The organism is Loigolactobacillus rennini DSM 20253 (genome assembly GCF_001436505.1).
In the GTDB taxonomy this organism is placed as follows: domain Bacteria; phylum Bacillota; class Bacilli; order Lactobacillales; family Lactobacillaceae; genus Loigolactobacillus; species Loigolactobacillus rennini.
In genome coordinates, this window is record NZ_AYYI01000005.1 from 1 (window position 1) to 17,234 (window position 17,234).

Annotated in this window: 20 protein-coding genes; 15 read left to right on the plus strand and 5 right to left on the minus strand. The window is 41.8% G+C overall.

Going from position 1 to position 17,234, the window contains the following annotated elements; translation table 11 throughout:
- Positions 1 to 349 precede the first annotated feature (349 nt).
- The 6 genes from FC24_RS11855 to lacG all read left to right on the plus strand — a co-directional run bounded on the left by FC24_RS11855 (position 350) and on the right by lacG (position 5,772).
- Positions 350 to 481: a hypothetical protein gene (locus FC24_RS11855; RefSeq protein ID WP_268872291.1), complete on the plus strand. Its 132-nt coding sequence runs from the start codon at positions 350 to 352 to the stop codon at positions 479 to 481.
- A gap of 124 nt (positions 482 to 605) precedes the next feature.
- The gene (locus tag FC24_RS00635; RefSeq protein WP_057872938.1) at positions 606 to 1,085 is read left to right on the plus strand and encodes a universal stress protein; all 480 of its coding nucleotides are present in this window, start codon (positions 606 to 608) and stop codon (positions 1,083 to 1,085) included.
- Positions 1,086 to 1,333: 248 nt separating this feature from the next.
- Positions 1,334 to 2,206, plus strand: a complete 873-nt coding sequence (gene lacT / locus FC24_RS00640) for a transcription antiterminator LacT (RefSeq protein ID WP_057872939.1) — start codon at positions 1,334 to 1,336, stop codon at positions 2,204 to 2,206.
- A gap of 1 nt (position 2,207) precedes the next feature.
- Complete coding sequence (locus tag FC24_RS00645) at positions 2,208 to 2,555, plus strand: PTS lactose/cellobiose transporter subunit IIA (RefSeq protein ID WP_057872940.1); 348 nt, start codon at positions 2,208 to 2,210, stop codon at positions 2,553 to 2,555.
- Between the two features lie 13 nt (positions 2,556 to 2,568).
- Entirely contained in the window at positions 2,569 to 4,323 is a 1,755-nt protein-coding gene (locus FC24_RS00650; protein WP_057872941.1) for a lactose/cellobiose PTS transporter subunit IIB, read from the plus strand.
- Positions 4,324 to 4,356: 33 nt separating this feature from the next.
- Positions 4,357 to 5,772, plus strand: coding sequence for a 6-phospho-beta-galactosidase (gene lacG, locus FC24_RS00655; protein ID WP_191980365.1), 1,416 nt, complete (start codon positions 4,357 to 4,359; stop codon positions 5,770 to 5,772).
- Positions 5,773 to 6,061: 289 nt separating this feature from the next.
- Here the strand turns inward: lacG and FC24_RS00660 are convergent, their stop codons facing one another.
- The 3 genes from FC24_RS00660 to FC24_RS00670 form a co-directional block, all read right to left on the minus strand.
- Positions 6,062 to 7,357 (minus strand): MFS transporter, encoded by a 1,296-nt coding sequence (locus FC24_RS00660; RefSeq protein WP_057872943.1) that lies wholly within the window; start codon positions 7,355 to 7,357, stop codon positions 6,062 to 6,064.
- A gap of 200 nt (positions 7,358 to 7,557) precedes the next feature.
- Entirely contained in the window at positions 7,558 to 8,049 is a 492-nt protein-coding gene (locus FC24_RS00665; protein WP_235807282.1) for a hypothetical protein, read from the minus strand.
- Entirely contained in the window at positions 8,036 to 8,410 is a 375-nt protein-coding gene (locus tag FC24_RS00670; protein ID WP_057872944.1) for a DUF4430 domain-containing protein, read from the minus strand. Before FC24_RS00670 ends, FC24_RS00665 begins: the two co-directional genes overlap by 14 nt.
- A gap of 136 nt (positions 8,411 to 8,546) precedes the next feature.
- Here FC24_RS00670 and FC24_RS00675 point away from each other — a divergent pair, with 136 nt between their 5' ends.
- Complete coding sequence (locus FC24_RS00675) at positions 8,547 to 9,272, plus strand: TatD family hydrolase (RefSeq protein ID WP_057872945.1); 726 nt, start codon at positions 8,547 to 8,549, stop codon at positions 9,270 to 9,272.
- A gap of 38 nt (positions 9,273 to 9,310) precedes the next feature.
- Positions 9,311 to 10,216, plus strand: a complete 906-nt coding sequence (locus tag FC24_RS00680) for a Gfo/Idh/MocA family protein (RefSeq protein WP_057872946.1) — start codon at positions 9,311 to 9,313, stop codon at positions 10,214 to 10,216.
- A gap of 73 nt (positions 10,217 to 10,289) precedes the next feature.
- Here the strand turns inward: FC24_RS00680 and FC24_RS00685 are convergent, their stop codons facing one another.
- The gene (locus tag FC24_RS00685; protein WP_057872947.1) at positions 10,290 to 10,550 is read right to left on the minus strand and encodes a hypothetical protein; all 261 of its coding nucleotides are present in this window, start codon (positions 10,548 to 10,550) and stop codon (positions 10,290 to 10,292) included.
- Positions 10,551 to 10,716: 166 nt separating this feature from the next.
- Here FC24_RS00685 and FC24_RS00690 point away from each other — a divergent pair, with 166 nt between their 5' ends.
- From FC24_RS00690 to sfsA, 7 genes are all read left to right on the plus strand, one after another.
- Positions 10,717 to 11,574: an oxidoreductase gene (locus tag FC24_RS00690; protein ID WP_057872948.1), complete on the plus strand. Its 858-nt coding sequence runs from the start codon at positions 10,717 to 10,719 to the stop codon at positions 11,572 to 11,574.
- Between the two features lie 13 nt (positions 11,575 to 11,587).
- Positions 11,588 to 12,526: an alpha/beta hydrolase gene (locus FC24_RS00695; protein WP_057872949.1), complete on the plus strand. Its 939-nt coding sequence runs from the start codon at positions 11,588 to 11,590 to the stop codon at positions 12,524 to 12,526.
- Between the two features lie 77 nt (positions 12,527 to 12,603).
- Positions 12,604 to 13,254 (plus strand): C39 family peptidase, encoded by a 651-nt coding sequence (locus FC24_RS00700; RefSeq protein ID WP_235807283.1) that lies wholly within the window; start codon positions 12,604 to 12,606, stop codon positions 13,252 to 13,254.
- Between the two features lie 97 nt (positions 13,255 to 13,351).
- On the plus strand, positions 13,352 to 14,062 hold the full coding sequence (locus FC24_RS00705) for a threonine/serine exporter family protein (RefSeq protein ID WP_057873016.1): 711 nt from the start codon (positions 13,352 to 13,354) through the stop codon (positions 14,060 to 14,062).
- Positions 14,063 to 14,075: 13 nt separating this feature from the next.
- Positions 14,076 to 14,516, plus strand: a complete 441-nt coding sequence (locus FC24_RS00710; RefSeq protein WP_057872950.1) for a threonine/serine exporter family protein — start codon at positions 14,076 to 14,078, stop codon at positions 14,514 to 14,516.
- Positions 14,517 to 14,789: 273 nt separating this feature from the next.
- Positions 14,790 to 15,299, plus strand: a complete 510-nt coding sequence (locus tag FC24_RS00715; protein WP_057872951.1) for a universal stress protein — start codon at positions 14,790 to 14,792, stop codon at positions 15,297 to 15,299.
- A 142-nt stretch (positions 15,300 to 15,441) separates the two neighbouring features.
- A complete protein-coding gene (sfsA, locus tag FC24_RS00720) occupies positions 15,442 to 16,164 on the plus strand; it encodes a DNA/RNA nuclease SfsA (RefSeq protein ID WP_057873017.1) in 723 nt (240 codons plus the stop codon).
- Here the strand turns inward: sfsA and FC24_RS00725 are convergent.
- Positions 16,148 to 17,074, minus strand: coding sequence for a lactate/malate family dehydrogenase (locus tag FC24_RS00725; protein WP_057872952.1), 927 nt, complete (start codon positions 17,072 to 17,074; stop codon positions 16,148 to 16,150). The two genes, sfsA and FC24_RS00725, sit on opposite strands and share 17 nt — an antisense overlap.
- Positions 17,075 to 17,234 lie beyond the last annotated feature (160 nt).

The window sequence follows — 17,234 nt, forward strand, 5'->3', positions numbered from 1 at the left end:
ATAGTAAAACCCCTAACGTTGGATTTAGTTGTCCAACGTTAGGGGTTCACTTTATATTTGCGAAGCAAATGGCGGCTTTTTGGCGCTAGACGGAAGAAGTTGCTTTCTGGTACACGTTTGAGTGAGTTAAGCGGGTGATATTAGCCTAAGACAGGTAAGTATTTGCGAAGCAAATGGTTGCCTGTCTGTAGCTAAGCGGAAAAAACTGTCTCATGGCTCACGTTTATAGCAGTTAAGGTGGCTAATCGCAGTAGCGGTTAGCTTCTGAGTACTAGCATAAAAAAGCCGTTATTTGCGAAGCAAATAGCGGCTTTTTGGCGCTACTATTCCGCAGTTAAGGATGATTTTCGTGCCGAAAATCTTTCATGCTGCAGACGTTGACCATTCAACTACGGCGCAAACCGCCGAGTTGAAACATGGCAGACGGAAGAAGCTGCTTTCTGGTACATGTTTAAATAAATTAGCGCGTTTTTTTCAATGATGATTGATGCGGACGCGTTTGATTGGCACTCAGTTTCATTAGTATTTCTGGGTAGGCAATGATGGCATGATTGGGCTATAATGAAAGCGTGAGCAACAGGACAGAAATTAAGGAGGCTGGTTAAATGCTACAAGAATACCATAATATTTTGGTGCCGATCGATGGGTCTAAGGAAGCTGAACTTGCTTTAGCCAAAGCGGTCGAGGTTGCCAAGCGGAATGCAGCCCATTTAGATATTCTAGATGTTCTCGCCACCCAGCAATACGAAGTTAGTTACTCAGGCTTTGTCGATGGTAGTGTCATCTACAAGATGTCAAAAGACGTTAAGGTCTATTTAGATCGGCTAGTCGATCAGATTGAAAAGGAAACAAAATTCACGAATATCAATATTCACATTCGCTTTGGTAATCCTAAAACAGTCATTGCGTATGATTTTCCTAAAGAACACCACAATGATTTAATTATGATTGGTGCGACAGGTTTAAATGCGGTGGAACGGATGCTAATTGGTTCTGTTGCAACCTACGTTAACCGGAATGCACTGACTGATGTTTTAGTGGTTAAAACAGACAGTCAAAATCATTTGCCAGCTAAGGATGCTTAATCGAGCTTACGGGATTCATTACCCAAAATGCTCGTAACGGATTGCTTAATCACAAAGTAACAGATTTACACATTGGATAAAAAGCGTTTACATCGTGATGAAATGTGTTATACTGTATTTGTCAAAAAGGAATATCCGTTGTGGAATGTTACTATTAGATTAGGCGTAACCACAAACTATTTATGCAGGAGACTACATAAATAGTTTGTGGTTTTTTTATTGGAAAAACTGAATAGGAGGTGAACTTCATGTTAAAGATTGCCCAAGTTTTTAATAACAATGTGGCGTTAGTTGATTTAGATGATCACCGGCAAGCCATTGTTAAGGGTAAAGGAATTGTTTTCCACAAGCACCGGGGTGACAGCATCACTACCGAAAATGTGGAAAAGATATTCTATCTAGAAACAAAAACCTCACAGCAAAATCTTTATTTTTTGATGAAGGATATTCCAATTGATGTGGTGACAACCACCTATGAAATTATTGACTTGGCTGAACACCAGTACCATTTACCTGTACTTGATTACATCTACATTACATTGAGTGATCATCTTTACGGTGCTTATAAACGGTACCAAGCACATACATATGCGGACAGTTTAGTGCCGGATTTGCATGTCCAATATCCTACCGAGTATGCAGTTGCAGATCAAGCATTGAAAATTATTAATCACAATTTAGGGGTGCGTTTTCCAGATTCAGAAGCTAAAAATATCGCTTTACATTTTATTAATGCCTATGGTGAAAGCGATACTGAGCAATCATTCAGTCGGATCAGTGCCCAAGATGTTAATAAATTGGTCCAGCGCATTTTGAAGCGGCACACGATCCTGCGTTCAACTAGCAATAGCAATTATTATGATCGTTTTATGATCCATTTGCAGTATTTAATTGACCGGATTCAACGGTTAGATACAGATAATGCCACTATTGTTCCGGCAGTGGCGGCAGAGTTAAAAGAAAGTTATCCCCGCTCATATGCCATTGCAAATGAGATTTTTACGGAAATTAAATCAAAATTATATCCCAGTATGAGTGAAAATGAGCGGCTTTATTTTATTATCCACATTCAGCGTTTAATCAATGAAAAACCAAGAAAATCAATAAGAAAGGACAATTAATATGGTATCAAGAGAGGATATTTCGATGACAGGGTTTGCCATCGTCGCCTATGCAGGCGATGCAAAAACAGCTTTATTAAAGGCATTAGATAATGCACGGGATGGTCATTTTGAAAAGGCCCGGGAACTAGTAAAAGATTCAAACAAGTCCATTGTGGATGCTCACAATGAACAAACTAAATTATTGAGTAAAGAGGCGGATGGCGATGATTTAGATGTGACCTTCATCATGGTTCACGGTCAAGACACCTTAATGACCACCATGATGTTAAAGGATCAAGTCAGTTATTTTATTGATGAATATGAGCGGATCGCAAAGATTGAAGCTAAGTTGGGGATTAATCAGTAAGAGGGGTTAGATTATGAATACCATTGTTAAGCAGATTGAAAAAGCGCAACCGTTTTTCCGTAAATTATCGGCTAATATATACTTACGAGCGGTACGTGATGGCTTTATTTCATTAATGCCAATCATTATTTTTTCAAGTTTATTTCTGTTAGTTTCTGCAGTGCCAAACATTTGGGGCTTTTACTGGCCGACTAATGTTAACGATTCCTTAATGAAAGTTTATAACTACTCAATGGGTGTTTTGTCATTGATGGCAACAGCTAATGTTGCCCGGGCATTGTCAAAAAGTTTGAACTTACGGTTGTCAAAAATTAACCAAGTACCCGTGGCTTCCGTAATGTTTGCGGCTCAGATTGCCTTTTTGTTGGTAGCTGTTGATCCTTTTAGTAATAAAGCTGGCTTGTTTTTCACCACTGACTTTATGGGGACTAAAGGGTTGATCTGTGCATTTCTTGTCGCATTTGTTGTCCCTAATATTTATTACTATTGCTTTAAGCACCACATTACCATTAAGATGCCAGATCAAGTACCACAAAACATTTCATCGGCTTTTGCCAACATCATTCCGTTTGCTTTTGCCACCACCTTTTTCTGGTTATTTGATATCGTTTTCCGGACATTGACAGGGACTAACTTAGCCGCTTGGATTATTCAAGTACTATCCCCATTATTTACTGCGGCAGATGGTTACTTTGGTTTAGCCATTGTTTATGGCGCCATGGCCTTTTTCTGGTTCATCGGGATTCAGGGACCATCGATTGTTGAACCAGCAGTGACGGCCATTTACTTAACCAATGTGGAAGCCAACTTAAAAATTTTCCAAGCAGGCGGTCATGCATCTAATATTTTAGCACAGGGAACACAATACTTTGTTGCCACGATCGGTGGGACTGGTGCGACTCTGGTGATCACCTACATGTTCGCTTTATGGGCTAAATCTAAAGAATTAAAAGCCGTTGGGCGTGCGGCATCGATTCCGGTTACTTTTGGGGTAAACGAGCCAATTTTATTTGGTGCACCTTTAATTTTGAACCCGATCTTCTTCTTGCCATTCATTTTGACACCAATTTTCAACGTTTGGCTGTTTAAGATCTTCGTCGATTTCTTTGGTATGAGTGGGTTTATTTATAACTTACCATGGACAACGCCGGGACCAATTGGACTATACATGGGTGTTGGTTTCTCAATTCAATCGCTAATTCTAATTGCATTGATTCTTGTGATGGACGTGGCTTGCTACTACCCATTCTTTAAAGCTTACGACACGCAAAAAGTTGAAGAAGAGCAACAAGCATTAGCAGCTGAACAAGCTGGTTCTGATGCACCAGCTGCAACAGTTGAATCAAGCGAGGAACCAGCGCCTGAAACTGTCGCAACAACTGAAAATAGTGATATTCCGTTAACGTTAACCAAGGATCAAAAAGAATTAAATATTTTAGTCTTATGTGCTGGTGGTGGTACTAGTGGGATTTTAGCTAAAGCCATCAATAAATTAGCTAAAGAAAAAGAAATGCCAGTTGAAGCAGCCGCAGCAGCTTACGGTGCGCATAGTGACCTGTTACCAGATATGGATGTTGTTGTTTTAGCACCGCAGATGGATGCCATGCGGGATTCGCTACAGCAAGAAGCCGACCACAGTGATGTACAAATGATTACTACTACTGGGAAACAATACATTGATTTGACCCGGCATGCAGATAAAGCATTGCACTTTATTGTTGATAAATTAAAACAAAAAAATGCTGACGCTACTGGCGCAACGAATTAATTAATCCAAATTAAGTTAAATATAGAAGGAGGAATTAGTGTGTTAAATCGTGTTAAAAAGTTACCAGCTAATTTTGTTTGGGGTGGCGCAACCGCCGCTTATCAAGTAGAAGGCAGTACACAAGTCGACGGCAAAGGCAAAACCATGTGGGATGATTATCTCAAAGCGCAAGGCCGCTTTTCTCCAGATCCTGCAAGTGATTTTTATAATCGTTATCCAGAAGATATCAAACTAGCTAAACAGTATGGATTAAATGCAATTCGTGTCTCAATTGCTTGGACCCGTATTTTTCCTAAAGGTTACGGCGAGGTTAATCAAAAAGGTGTGGCATTTTATCATCGTCTCTTTAAGGAATGCTTAGATAATAATGTTGAGCCGTATGTTACACTGCATCATTTTGATTCACCAAAAACGCTATTTGATGATGGCGATTGGCTCAACCGGAAAAACATTGATTATTTTGTTGATTACGCTAAATTCTGTTTTAAAGAATTTCCAGAAGTTAACAATTGGTTCACCATTAATGAATTAATTTCCTTAGCAACTTCACAGTACATCGGTGGTAATTTCCCGCCTAATCATCACTTTGATGTTACTAGTGCGATTCAGGCAGAACACAATGAATTATTAGCACACGCAAGGGTTGTTAATTTGTACCGGGAGATGCAATTGCCAGGTCGTATTGGGCTAATTCATGTGCTACAGCCGATTTATCCAATTACAGAAACACCAGAAAATAAACACGCTGCGGCTTTGTACGATGCTTTCTTAAATCGCTTCTTGTTGGATGGGACGTTCTTAGGCCACTACACTACGGAGACTATGGCATTGATCAATGAAATTTTAGAAAAAAATAATGCCAAACTAGACATCCAACCTGGTGATATGGACATTTTAGCAAAAGCGGCACCACAAAATGATTACTTTGGATTAAATTATTATCAATCACAATTCATCCAAGCTTATGAAGGTGAAAGCACCAATCAATTTAATGGTACTGGTGAAAAGGGGACTTCCTCCTTCAAATTCAAAGGTGTTGGCGAAATCGTTAAAAAACCGGGTGTTCCACAAACGGATTGGGATTGGAATATCTACCCAGAAGGGTTATATGATGTTTTGAAACGGGTTGCTAGAGTTTATCCAAATAGCAAAACCATTTACATTACAGAAAATGGTTTAGGATTTAAGGATCATTATGAGGGACCTGATCAGATTATCGATGATCAACCCCGGATTGATTATATTGATCAACATTTAGAAGCAATTTTAAAAGCACGCTCAGAAGGGGTTAATGTACAAGGGTACTTCGTTTGGTCGCTGCAAGATCAATTTTCTTGGGCAAATGGCTATAATAAGCGCTATGGCTTATTCTACGTGGATTTTGACACCCAAAAACGTGAAATCAAAGAAAGTGCGCGTTGGTTTAAAGAATTAGCGGATACAAAATAAAAGAGTGGTTGAGCAGACGGGTAACTATTGAGCATTAGCCTAATTTAAGGGGATGATTCGCAAAGCGAATTGTCCCCTTAAATGTAGCTAAGCGGAAATAGTTGTCTGCTCAACCACGTTTAAACGGATGATGGTAAAAAATTGCCAAACAGACGGGTAATTATTGAGCATTGGCTTAGTTCAGTCAAGTGTTGTGCTCCCAAATAATGCTAAAGTGTTAAGCAAAAAACCAACTCGATCACTTAGATAGTGACTGGGTCGGTTTTTACTGTTTTACAACGAATTTAGTTTAAGCGGATTTAATTGGTGCTTTCAAAGGTTCAATTTTACCTAACCAAAGGCCAAAGGATAATGCACCCAAAAAAGTGATCACACCGGATAAGACTAGTGCAGATACATAAGAATGAGTGAGTGTGACGATAAAACCAGTGATCATTGGACTTAGAACACCACCTAAATTAGAAGCAGTATTTTGAATACCACCTAAAGTTGAAGACATGTTAGCTGGTGCCATATCGCCAGGAATTGACCAAAGCGCTGGTGCGGCAAATGCTAGGCCAGCGTATGAGATGGATAATAAAGTGACGCTCAGAACTAGGGAACGGGTGAGTCCTGCAAAGAGAATAGCGGTACCCACTAACATACCGATGACTAAGTTAAATTTTCTGGAAAAGGTTAAAGATTTGTGTTTAACCGCATATAAATAATCGGTACACCAACCGCCTAGGAGTTCACCCGCAATACCGGCTAAAGGCGGAATCATTGCGGTAAACCCCATGGTCATGGCTTCCATTCCGCGTGATTCGACCAAATAATTAGGAAACCAAGTGATGAAGAAGAAAATGGCGTAGTTTAAGGCCATAAAGCCGAAGCAAACCGCCCAAACATTGCGATATTTTAAGAGTTGATACCATTTTAATGGTGCTTTTTGATTACCTAATCCTTCCTTTTTCTTTTGTCCATTGCGAATGTAACTGAGCTCAGCTTGATTAACGAATTTATTTTTTTCTGGATCATTGTAGTACCAAATCCAAAGTAGCACCCAGATGATGCCAAAACTACCAGAAACGATAAACGAAGCTTGCCAGCCCCAATGGGAAATAATCCAAACAATCAATGGCATAGCAACAGCGGTGCCAACTTTACTTCCGGTATCATAGAAGGCAGAAATCTTTCCCCGCTCTTTATCAGGGAACCAGCGCGTTGCAATTCCACTATTTGATGGCATCGCACCAGCTTCACCGATCCCAAGCAGCAGTCGCAGACCAATTAAACTGGAAAAGCCACGAGCTAGCGTTGTCATGGCGGTGGCGATGGACCACCATCCCACTGCTAACGCCATGCTAATCCGGTGACCTACCCGATCAGCTAGCCAACCAGAAGGAATCTGAAAAACTAAATAAGACCAGAAAAAAGCTGACATGACGATTCCCATTTGTGCACTGTTTAAACTAAATTCTCGCATAATATCCGTTGACGCAGCAGATAGATTAGCGCGATCTAAATAATTAATGGTAATCGCTAACCACATTAGTGTTCCGATTTTCCAACGAACATTAGTTTTTCTTTGTTGTTGATTTTTCATTTTATGATGCCTCGTTTTATAAAGCAGCGCTTTCATTTTTACTAAAAATTAAAAGCGGCAACCTGTCATTTATTTGTAAAAATAAAACCAAGGGCGCCATTAATTGGCAATAGTGCATTATCATCCTTGGTTTTATGAATTATTAACATCAGACAAACGTAATGGCTTTAGTTTAACGCTTATTGAGCTGCGGTAAAATTTTAGCCAATGGTGGAATTAAAATAAAGCACAAAATTACCTACTGCATGTAAACTATCAAAGTAAAGCCCGGCAATGTAATACGCGATAAATTGCCGCCAGCCACCTAATAGCGGATATTGGCCTAAACTGACACAAAATCCGTATATGTAGCCAGCAAACAGGCTGAGTAACGCCTGTACCCATAAGTGTTGTTGGACAAACTGCCAGTGCCCGATAAGCCAAGCACCAACGACGACCACTAAGTAAGCGAGTAATTGCGGGATTGTCCACAGGCCGAAACCTAAGAGAACGTTAGAAATCAAAATAGATAAAATAGCGATGTTGCTACCTGCAATAAACCCCCAGCTTAAGGTCATGAAAATGATGATGTCAGTCACTGGCTGAATGTTAGGTAAAAATTGGAATAAATACCGGCCGACAACGCATAACGCCGTCACCAGTGCGATAATAGCAATATATCGTGGGGTATAACGTGATTTACTTTTCAGCATTTAACTTAAAGTGCACTTTATCGTTATTCTTCAGGTAAGTTTTAGCGGCACCTTTGGTTGCATCCTTACCATTAATACTGTATAACCAATATTTTTGTGTCTTTTTATTTTGTTTATGCCCATTGATAGACGTGATCATACCGTCGTCTTCTTTAACTTTGTAATGCTTCTTCATGATCTTCATCACAGAAGTTTTACGAGTGGTTTTAATCTTTTTCCGGCTGATCTTTTTATGGTTAACAGTTAATGTGACTCTTACCTTAATTGATTTTTTTGCTTTGGCAGCTGCTGGTTGCACCCCGGTTCCCAGTAAGCCGACACCCAAGGTAAAAATGGTGGTTATCTTAATAAGTTTTTGCAAAATAGTTCCTCCTTGAATTGTAAGTTTTAAACTAACACTTTGGGTGCCCTTAGTATAACATCAATCGTTTTCAGTGCATTAAAAAAATCAAAAAAATTTCGTGATACAATTAAAAGCAGGATAAAGGAGAATGAGAATGCAATTAATTGATGCCCACACACACGTGGATAATCAGCAATTTGTCCGCTTATTAAAACGTGAAAAAGTTTATGCGACACTTAATTGTGGGTCACCGGCTGAATTTGAACAAAATCAAGCTTGGGTGGGGCGAAATCGGCGTTTAAAATTAAGTGCTGGTATTCATCCTTGGCAAGCTGATCAAATGAAGTGGTCAGATATGGCCCCAATTTTAAAACAAGTACCAGTGGTCGGTGAAATTGGTCTGGATAATGTGTGGACTAAGCTGCCTTTGCAATTGCAGCAGCAAGTTTTTACCAAACAGTTAGCCTATGCGGAAAAAGCACATAAGCCGGTGATTATCCACACTAAAGGTCAGGAAAAAGAAACCCTGCGGATTTTGAAAACTTATTTTAATACTTATTTATTACATTGGTATTCAAGTACGGAATACATTGAAGATTTTTTGGATTTAGGTTGTTATTTCAGTATTGGACCGTCGTTTGCAACTGAAGAAAGTGTTCATTATTTGTTGCAAGCACTACCCTTAAATAAAGTATTATTAGAATCAGATGGAATGGCTGGTATGACGTGGGCTTTAAGCCGAGAATTACCGTTAAGTGCTTACCCAGAACAAATGAGTACTGGCATTCAGGCCTTATCGCGGATTCATCATTTGGCGCCAGTAAAAGTTGCTGCCCAATTGGTGGCCAATTTACAGCGGTTTTGGGCTGGTGAAAATTAAGGTTAAATAAAATTGCTTAATTAAAAGGTGGAATCAAGATGTTGAAAATTGGTGTGTTTGGACTTGGCAATATTGCCCAAAAAGCATATTTGCCGGTGATGGCACAATTACAAGATCAGGTTGACTGGATTCTGTGTACACGGGATTCTGTTAAATTGAAACGGCTACAGCAAAAATTTGGTTTTAAACATACCGTTTCAGATTTTTCGGCATTATTAGCACAACAGCCGGCAGCGATTTTCATTCATACGCCGACACCGACTCACGCTGCCTACATTAAACGCTGCTTAGCGGCAGGAATCCATGTTTATGTTGACAAGCCTGTGAGTGATAATTTGGCTGAGGTGAAGCAGCTTTATCAGTTAGCAGCTCAGCAAAATTGTTTACTCACAGCTGGGTTTAACCGACGTTTTGCCCCGATGAACGTTAAATTACACCAACAACCAGCACAAGTGGTTTGGGTGCAAAAAACACGGGTGGCAGAACAGCAGTCAGTGCCGTTTGTCGCGTTTGATCTATTGCCTCATGTGGTGGATACGGCATTATTTTTATTCGGACAAACACCACAGGCTTGTCATTATCAGTTAACGGCTGAAAAAGGTATCTTGCAGCAGGCTAGTGTGTTGCTGACGGCACCTCATGCGACGGCTTATGCGGTGTTGAATATGCAGGCAGGAACTAATCGAGAAACTGCAACCGTTCAAAATCAACAGGGAATTTTCCGCGTGGTGGATTTAGCAACGTATCAACAAGATCAGCATGGTTGCTGTACGCAGCAAAGCTTTCCAGATTGGACGCCTAATTTAACGCGACGTGGCTTTGCACCTTTAATTCAGCAATTTATCGCTGCTGTTCAAGGAAAACAAGCCAACCCAGTCAGTCCCACATCTAGTTTGTTGACTCACCAAATTTGCCAAGGATTAGTGACAGAAGCCGCACGATAAGGACACAAAAAGCGTTGCAACTAAAGTTACAACGCTAAGGTTATTGCTTAACTTTTCATTATTGCTAGTTTAACTAAGCATTTTCAGGTTCACTTTGAACCTTTTGTAAATGCCGGTAACTAACAACATAACGGCCATTGATTTCTTCCATAATTTTAGGGGTGATTTTACCGCCAGCTTCTAATTTAACCAACGCACTATTCACGTATTTTTTGGTAATGGTACCAATGCAATCCGGAATGCCTTGTTCTTTGGTGATTTGTACTTGATCACCTGCAGTGAAGCGCCGGCTTTGTTCATTTTCTTCTGGTGCTGTATGATTAGATTGTGCCAATTAAATCCCTCCTTTAACCGGATGGTAGCAAGCCACCAACTGAATTCACTATTAACTAGTATAACACTTTTTGGCTGGATTTAATGGCTTGCTGTTTGGCTTATCATGAAAATAATAGGCGTTAGTACTTTGACAGCGCTTTAAAATTAAGAAATGAGATGATAAAATGCGGCCGATTAATCAACAAGTTGTGTTAGTGACAGGTGCATCTTCGGGAATTGGTGAAGCAACGGCCATTCGTTTGCGGCAACGGGGGTTTATTGTGTATGCTGCGGCGCGGCGAACTGCCCGAATGCGGCATCTATTGGGATTGGGCATTCACGTCTTAGCTTTGGACGTAACGGATGACGCTTCATTAAAACAAGCATTACAGGTGATTATGCAGCAACAAAAACGTTTGGATATTTTAATTAACAATGCCGGTTTTGGGACTTATGGTGCCATTGAAGAGGTACCACTAGCTGATGGCCGTCGACAATTCGATGTTAATGTTTTTGGTGCGGTCAGATTAATCCAGCTGGTTTTACCGATTATGCGATGTCAGCGTTCTGGTCGGATCATTAACACTTCTTCCATTGCAGCCAAAGTTTACGAGCCGCTTTCTGGTTGGTATATGGGTACTAAACATGCGCTAGAAGGTATCAGTGATTCTTTACGAACAGAAGTGGCAGCCTTTGGCATTGATGTGGTGATGATTGAGCCTGGTGCCACTAATAGTCAATGGGCCGGTATTGCCAAACAGGCCTTGCTACGGGATTCTGGGTCTGGCGCCTACCAAAAATTAGTGTGGGAAGTGGCGGCGCAATTGGATTTATTTGCCAAAGTGGGGTCAGCTCCGACAACCATTGCCGATTTGATGGAGCGGGCAGCGACTGCCCGGCGACCGCGAACCCGCTATGTCGGCGGCTTTGGTAGTAAAACGGCGTTATTTGCCCGGCGTTTATTATCGGATCGGCAATTTGATGCTGCCGTTGCCTTAATTTTAGGATTAGGTTACCGTTACTATCAACGCCGAAAGTCATGATGGAGGTTTTGCTTTGAAAAAGAAGACAAAATATTTAACTATAGCAGCACTGCTAGGTAGTGCCGGCTTGTTCACAGGTAGTTATCTAAGCTTTCGTGCATCGACATTGAACCTTAAAAAATTAGTGCGAAAACAGCGGGATATCGATTTTCCAGCATCTGATCCTTGGGTGTTGGAAAAAAGATGGTATCAAAATACAAAACGATTGCACCGGCAAATTCAAACTGCAGACGGATTAACTTTGCGGGCGATTTTATTGCCACAAGCGCAAGCAACCACAAAAGTTGCTATTTTAGCCCATGGTTACCACCATTCATTGGAACAGATGGCACCTTATGCAAAATTGTTCTATGATCTAGGCTTTAATGTTTTAGTGCCTGATGCCCGGGGACATGGTGATAGCGGTGGCCGTACCATTGGTTTTGGTTGGCTGGACCGGCGAGATTACGTGCAATGGGCACAGTTGATGACACAAGAATATGGTCCAACTGCCACGTTGGTTTTATTTGGTATCAGTATGGGGGCAGCAACGGTATTGGCTGCTAGTGGTGAAGCGGATTTGCCGCAAACTGTTAAAGCGGTGATTGAAGACAGCGGCTTCAGCTCAGTTGCAAAAGAAGTCTACTATCGCATGTGGTCCCATTATTATCTGCCAGCACCGTCTTTGATGCCACTGATGACGTTATTTGCCAAATGGCAAGCTGGTTATGCTTATCAAGAAGGCAACATTTTGCGCCAATTATTGAAAAGTCAAACGCCCACGTTATTCATTCATGGGGGCCATGATCGTCATGTGCCGCCTAAAGCGTTTAGCCGTTTGTATCATGCTGCATCAATGCGCAAGATGGCGTATTTTGTGCCGCAAGCCGATCACGTGCAAGCTTATGCTACTAACCGAGCTAAGTATGAAGCGACTATTCGGCATTTTCTAGCACAATTAAAGTTAGTTTAATTTCACAACAAAAAAGAAAATTTTAGTATCATTTTGCGTTATAATACCTTTATTATAAGAAGAATGGGGTTACAGAAGTGAAATTGAGAGGTTTGATTAGGCGTGGCTTTTGGGGGTTAGCCTTATTAATCGCAGTTTTTATGGGTGCCTTATTGTTTGTAGGTTGGCATGATGTTCCAGCAAAAACATCAGCAGCGGTGGCGTTTCAAAATGGCTGGGCAAAACTGGCTAAAAAGCCACCGGAAGCGATTCAATTGCAGGTGGCGCCAAAAAGTCAGCGGCCGACTCTACCAACCGGTTGCGAGATCACTGATGTGGCGATGCTATTACAATTTCGTGGGCAACCACAAACTTTAACCCAGATTGCTCAGGAAATTCCTTATGCTGATAATCCTGAAGACGGCTTTTGGGGAAATCCTTTTAATGATACCGGGTATACCATGTACCCACCGGCTTGGCGGGATTACTTCACTAAACATTTAGGTAGCTTTACGGATTTATCCCAACGTTCGCCACAAGCTTTTCGGCAGCAATTAGCAGCAGGTAAGCCGGTTGTCTGCTGGGTGGTGATGCATGGCTTTTCCGCGCACGCCATTTTGTTGACCGGTTTTACTGGGGACACGTTTATTTACAATGATCCGTACACTGGGCAAAGCCAGCAACGAATCAGTACCCAGCGGTTATGGCGGCTGGCAGCATCTCAGCACCACCGGGCGATGACTTATTAAGGAGGCAGTCGGTTTAAGCCGGCTGTTTATTTTTAATCAAAATGAGGTGACAGGCGTGAATGAAAAACGGCAAGCTCAATTATTGACCACCTGTTTAATGGCTGGTCGAATCATGATTGAAAGTGGTTCGGAAATGTACCGTGTTGAAGATACCATGCGGCGAATCGCGCAAAATGCCGGGGTGATGGACAGCCATATTTTTACTACCCCGACAGGTTTATTTATGTCATTACCAACTTATGATGCCGTGCAAATTCAGCAGGTGACGAGCCGGGCGATCAATTTAGAAAAGGTGGACCGGGTCAATGCACTATCCCGGCAGTTTGCGGACCATCAAATCACGCTAACCGTTTTATCCCAGCGTTTAGCTGTCTTGGATCACGATGTGCCTTATTTTCCATTATGGCTGCAAGTGATTGCAGCTGCTGTCGTCAGTTGTACAATTATGATTATGTTTGGTGGTCATTGGATTGATTTTCTACCTAGTGCAGTAGTGGGAGCTGCTGGTTATACCGTTTTTTATTTGGTACGTGAACAACTAAGCGTTAGTTTTCTCAGTGAATTTTTAGCGGCGTTTACCATTGGCTTATTGGCTTGGATTTTCATCAGCTTACACTTTGGCCGTAGTTTGGACATGATTATTATCGGTGCGGTAATGCCTCTGGTGCCAGGGGTTGCCATTACTAATGCTGTTCGCGACATGTTAGCAGGTCATTTGTTGACTGGGATTGTTCGGGGCATTGAAGCTTTATTTAGTGTCAGTGCGATTGGCATCGGAATTGCATTGGTATTTCGCTTTTTTGCGTAAAGGGGGTCAGGTGATGTGGCAACAATTTATCGTGCAAGGCGTTTTTAGTTATTTAGCAACCATCGGTTTTGGTATTTGTTCCAATGTGCCACGGCGTGCATTGCATGTATGTGGTTTGACCGGTTTAACTGGCTGGTTAGTTTATTGGAGTTTGTTACAATTGGAAATTGGGAAAATGTTGCCTAACTTGGCCGGCGCCTTTGCATTAGCGCTATTGAGCTGGGTGATTGCCCGGCGCCATAAAATTCCCGTCATCATCGTCAACATTCCCGGCTTGGTGCCACTAGTGCCTGGTGGTGTTGCCTACCGGGCTGTCAGAGCTTTTGCGCTAGGAAACTATCCACTGGGAATTCGGTTTACAGTGCAAGTTCTCATGATTGCTGGTGCTATTGCTGTCGGTTTTATGCTAGCTCAGTTGGTGACGTCACCTGGTCAATTACGCCGGCAAAAATAATGTTGCAGATAATTTGGTTACTACCGACTGATTGTTTTTAGACTTTTAAAATTAAACCATCAGTTGATTGGATAAAATAAGGGTATGAGAAAAATTACTTTTACTATCCCCGAAAAAAAATTTATAAATTATAATTCGCTTAATGACAGTAGTTTTACAATGAAAATTGGTGCTTTATTTTAACGTAACTGGTGGAATGACTTGCTATTAGTAAATCGAAGCGGCTATAATGAAATTGGATTTGAGATCAGTCAAAAGTGAGGTATCAGGGAAATGAGTGCAAAAAAAACGCAGGACTCATTAGACTTTGAAGTAGAAACAATGATCTTTCGGCGGTTGTTGGTTGCAGTGGACGAAGATGATTCGACTTCATCAATTCGTGCGTTTAATTATGCCGTAACTTTAGCCAAAGCGTATCGGATTCCATTAGCGATCGTAACCATTCTAGAAACCAGTGATTTGAATGTTTATGACTCGTTATCACCCGATGTATTGGCAAAACGGCGTAGTGAAGTTTTGGCAAAAGTTAATCAGTACGCTGATAAAGCGAAAAAATTTGGTGTTGCTGATGTCACTTCATTGATTGGTGAGGGTCGACCAGGTCGGGTTATCGTTGACCAAGTGATTCCTGAATGGCAACCAGATCTATTGGTTGTGGGTTCTGAAACCACTGAAAAGAGTCGGATCTTCATCGGTTCCCAGGCGAGTTACATGGCACAAAACGCACCTTGCTCTGTGATTGTGGTCCGTGCTAACGATCAGTACGCTCCGAAAAAGGCGTAATTCACTTACTGGTGGTTGCTGCCTGACGTCTAAATCGTGATGGTGCGCCATAGCCATCAAAAAGGGATGCCGCAATAAGTAAATTGTGGCATCCCTTTTTTAGTTGACGTTAAACGCGCTTATTAGAAAGGATTTGTTGGTTTTGCGCTATGCTAATTATCATTTAGCACATTTTATTGCCCGTCCGAACCGTTTTATCGCAATTTGTGACTTGCATCATGAGCGGATTCGCGTTCACGTTAAAAATACCGGCCGCAATAAAGAGATTTTACAGCCACAGCGGCAGGTTGCGCTGGTGAAAAGTGACAACCTGAATCGTAAAACCCAGTATGATTTAGTCGCTGCTAAAGTGGGAACAAGGTGGATTAACATCGATAGTCAGGCACCTAACCATGTGGCTTATGAAAGTATTAAAAATGGCGGAATTCAGCTACCTGGGATTTCAACTGAAGCAATTACGACTTTGCGACCAGAGGTGACCTTTGAAGATGCGCGGTTTGATATTTTTGGTGCCACAGCAAGTCAGCCCTTTTTTGTTGAGTTAAAAGGGGTCACGTTAGCCAATGGTGCACTAGCAGCTTTTCCAGATGCACCCACCGCCCGGGCAACTAAACATGTGCAAACGCTAATCCGAGCTCAGCAAGCTGGCTATCAAGCCTACCTATGTTTTATTGTGCAACTACCTGATGTGACGGCGATGACGATTTATCGGCAACGAGATCCTGCATTGTATGCCGCTGTTTTAATGGCGCAGCAACACGGTGTTCACTTACTTGCTTACCAGTGTGCAGTTACGCCAGGCTCATTAACGGTGACTCAGCCGGTGGTCATCGATCTTCAGCGGCAGTTTACGGAAGTGCCGTAGCTTTTTCTGCCATGAGTTTGTGCTGGATGCTACTAGCGGCTTGTTCGAAAGCTTGCTGTTCATTGGCGGTCAGCGCAACATCAATGATTCTTAAGACACCCGGACGGCCGATTAACGTGGGTTGACTAATGTAGACTTGGTGTAGTGGATCCCAGCTAGAAAGGGGTAGTAACAAGTGCGCATCGCTAAAAATTGCTTGAATAACTAAAATGATGGCCGTGGCAACACTGTAATTGATGTACCCTTTGCCAGTAATAATTTGTTCAGCACGCTGTTGGATCGTAGTTTCCAGTGCTTGATAATCGAGTTTACAGCGGCCGAGGACGTTTGCAATTGGCTGGGTATTGACATTGATGGTGGACCAAGCAGTAAATTGCTGGTCAGCATGTTCGCCTAGCATATAGCCTTGAACGTTTTGTGGCGAAACAAAAAGCGTTTCAGCAATCGTCCGCTGCATGCACATGGAATCTAGCAAAGTGCCGATGCCGAAAACTTGCTGCTGCGGTAAATTGGTTAAACGCTGTAACTCAGTGGACATGACGTCGCAGGGATCTGTCATGTTAAGCAAAATCCCGTAAAAGCCGCTGGCCATGATTTGTGGTGCGAGTTTTGCGAGCATCTGCTGATTTTGTTGTTGTTTAATGGCGATTTCTGAACGGGATGTCGGTGTCTTTTCGGCGCTTGCGATAATGACGATCGCGGCATCTCGTAGTTGGCAGTAATCCTGGATGGTAATTTGGGTGTGGGTTTGCAAACCGATTTGTGCGTTTTCTAAATCTAGCTTTTCAGCGTAAGCGATCCGGTCTGTTTTATCAATTAAAACTAATTCATCCGTAATGCCTTTGATCACCAACGTGTACGCTAAAGCTGCACCAACATGCCCTAAACCGATAATACCAATTTTGCGCACTTCAAAGCCTCCTTAAAGCTACTTTACAATTAACCTAGCGACAACTTTAGTATACGTGAAAAGGGATACAAAGTCGGTTTTGTGAGGAGACTTTAATCTAAATTTTAACAGAATGAAATGTAAAACGATTTATGCAGCCCGTGGTTGTGCGTAATGAAAA

What these genes read in the sequence shown, in the direction of transcription:
- FC24_RS00635 (WP_057872938.1), top strand. Translation starts at nt 606, where the DNA reads ATGCTACAAGAATACCATAATATTTTGGTGCCGATCGATGGGTCTAAG.
- lacT (WP_057872939.1), top strand. Translation starts at nt 1,334, where the DNA reads ATGTTAAAGATTGCCCAAGTTTTTAATAACAATGTGGCGTTAGTTGAT.
- FC24_RS00645 (WP_057872940.1), top strand. Translation starts at nt 2,208, where the DNA reads ATGGTATCAAGAGAGGATATTTCGATGACAGGGTTTGCCATCGTCGCC.
- FC24_RS00650 (WP_057872941.1), top strand. Translation starts at nt 2,569, where the DNA reads ATGAATACCATTGTTAAGCAGATTGAAAAAGCGCAACCGTTTTTCCGT.
- FC24_RS00660 (WP_057872943.1), bottom strand. Translation starts at nt 7,357, where the DNA reads ATGAAAAATCAACAACAAAGAAAAACTAATGTTCGTTGGAAAATCGGA.
- FC24_RS00665 (WP_235807282.1), bottom strand. Translation starts at nt 8,049, where the DNA reads ATGCTGAAAAGTAAATCACGTTATACCCCACGATATATTGCTATTATC.
- FC24_RS00675 (WP_057872945.1), top strand. Translation starts at nt 8,547, where the DNA reads ATGCAATTAATTGATGCCCACACACACGTGGATAATCAGCAATTTGTC.
- FC24_RS00680 (WP_057872946.1), top strand. Translation starts at nt 9,311, where the DNA reads ATGTTGAAAATTGGTGTGTTTGGACTTGGCAATATTGCCCAAAAAGCA.
- FC24_RS00690 (WP_057872948.1), top strand. Translation starts at nt 10,717, where the DNA reads ATGCGGCCGATTAATCAACAAGTTGTGTTAGTGACAGGTGCATCTTCG.
- FC24_RS00705 (WP_057873016.1), top strand. Translation starts at nt 13,352, where the DNA reads ATGGCTGGTCGAATCATGATTGAAAGTGGTTCGGAAATGTACCGTGTT.
- FC24_RS00710 (WP_057872950.1), top strand. Translation starts at nt 14,076, where the DNA reads ATGTGGCAACAATTTATCGTGCAAGGCGTTTTTAGTTATTTAGCAACC.
- FC24_RS00715 (WP_057872951.1), top strand. Translation starts at nt 14,790, where the DNA reads ATGAGTGCAAAAAAAACGCAGGACTCATTAGACTTTGAAGTAGAAACA.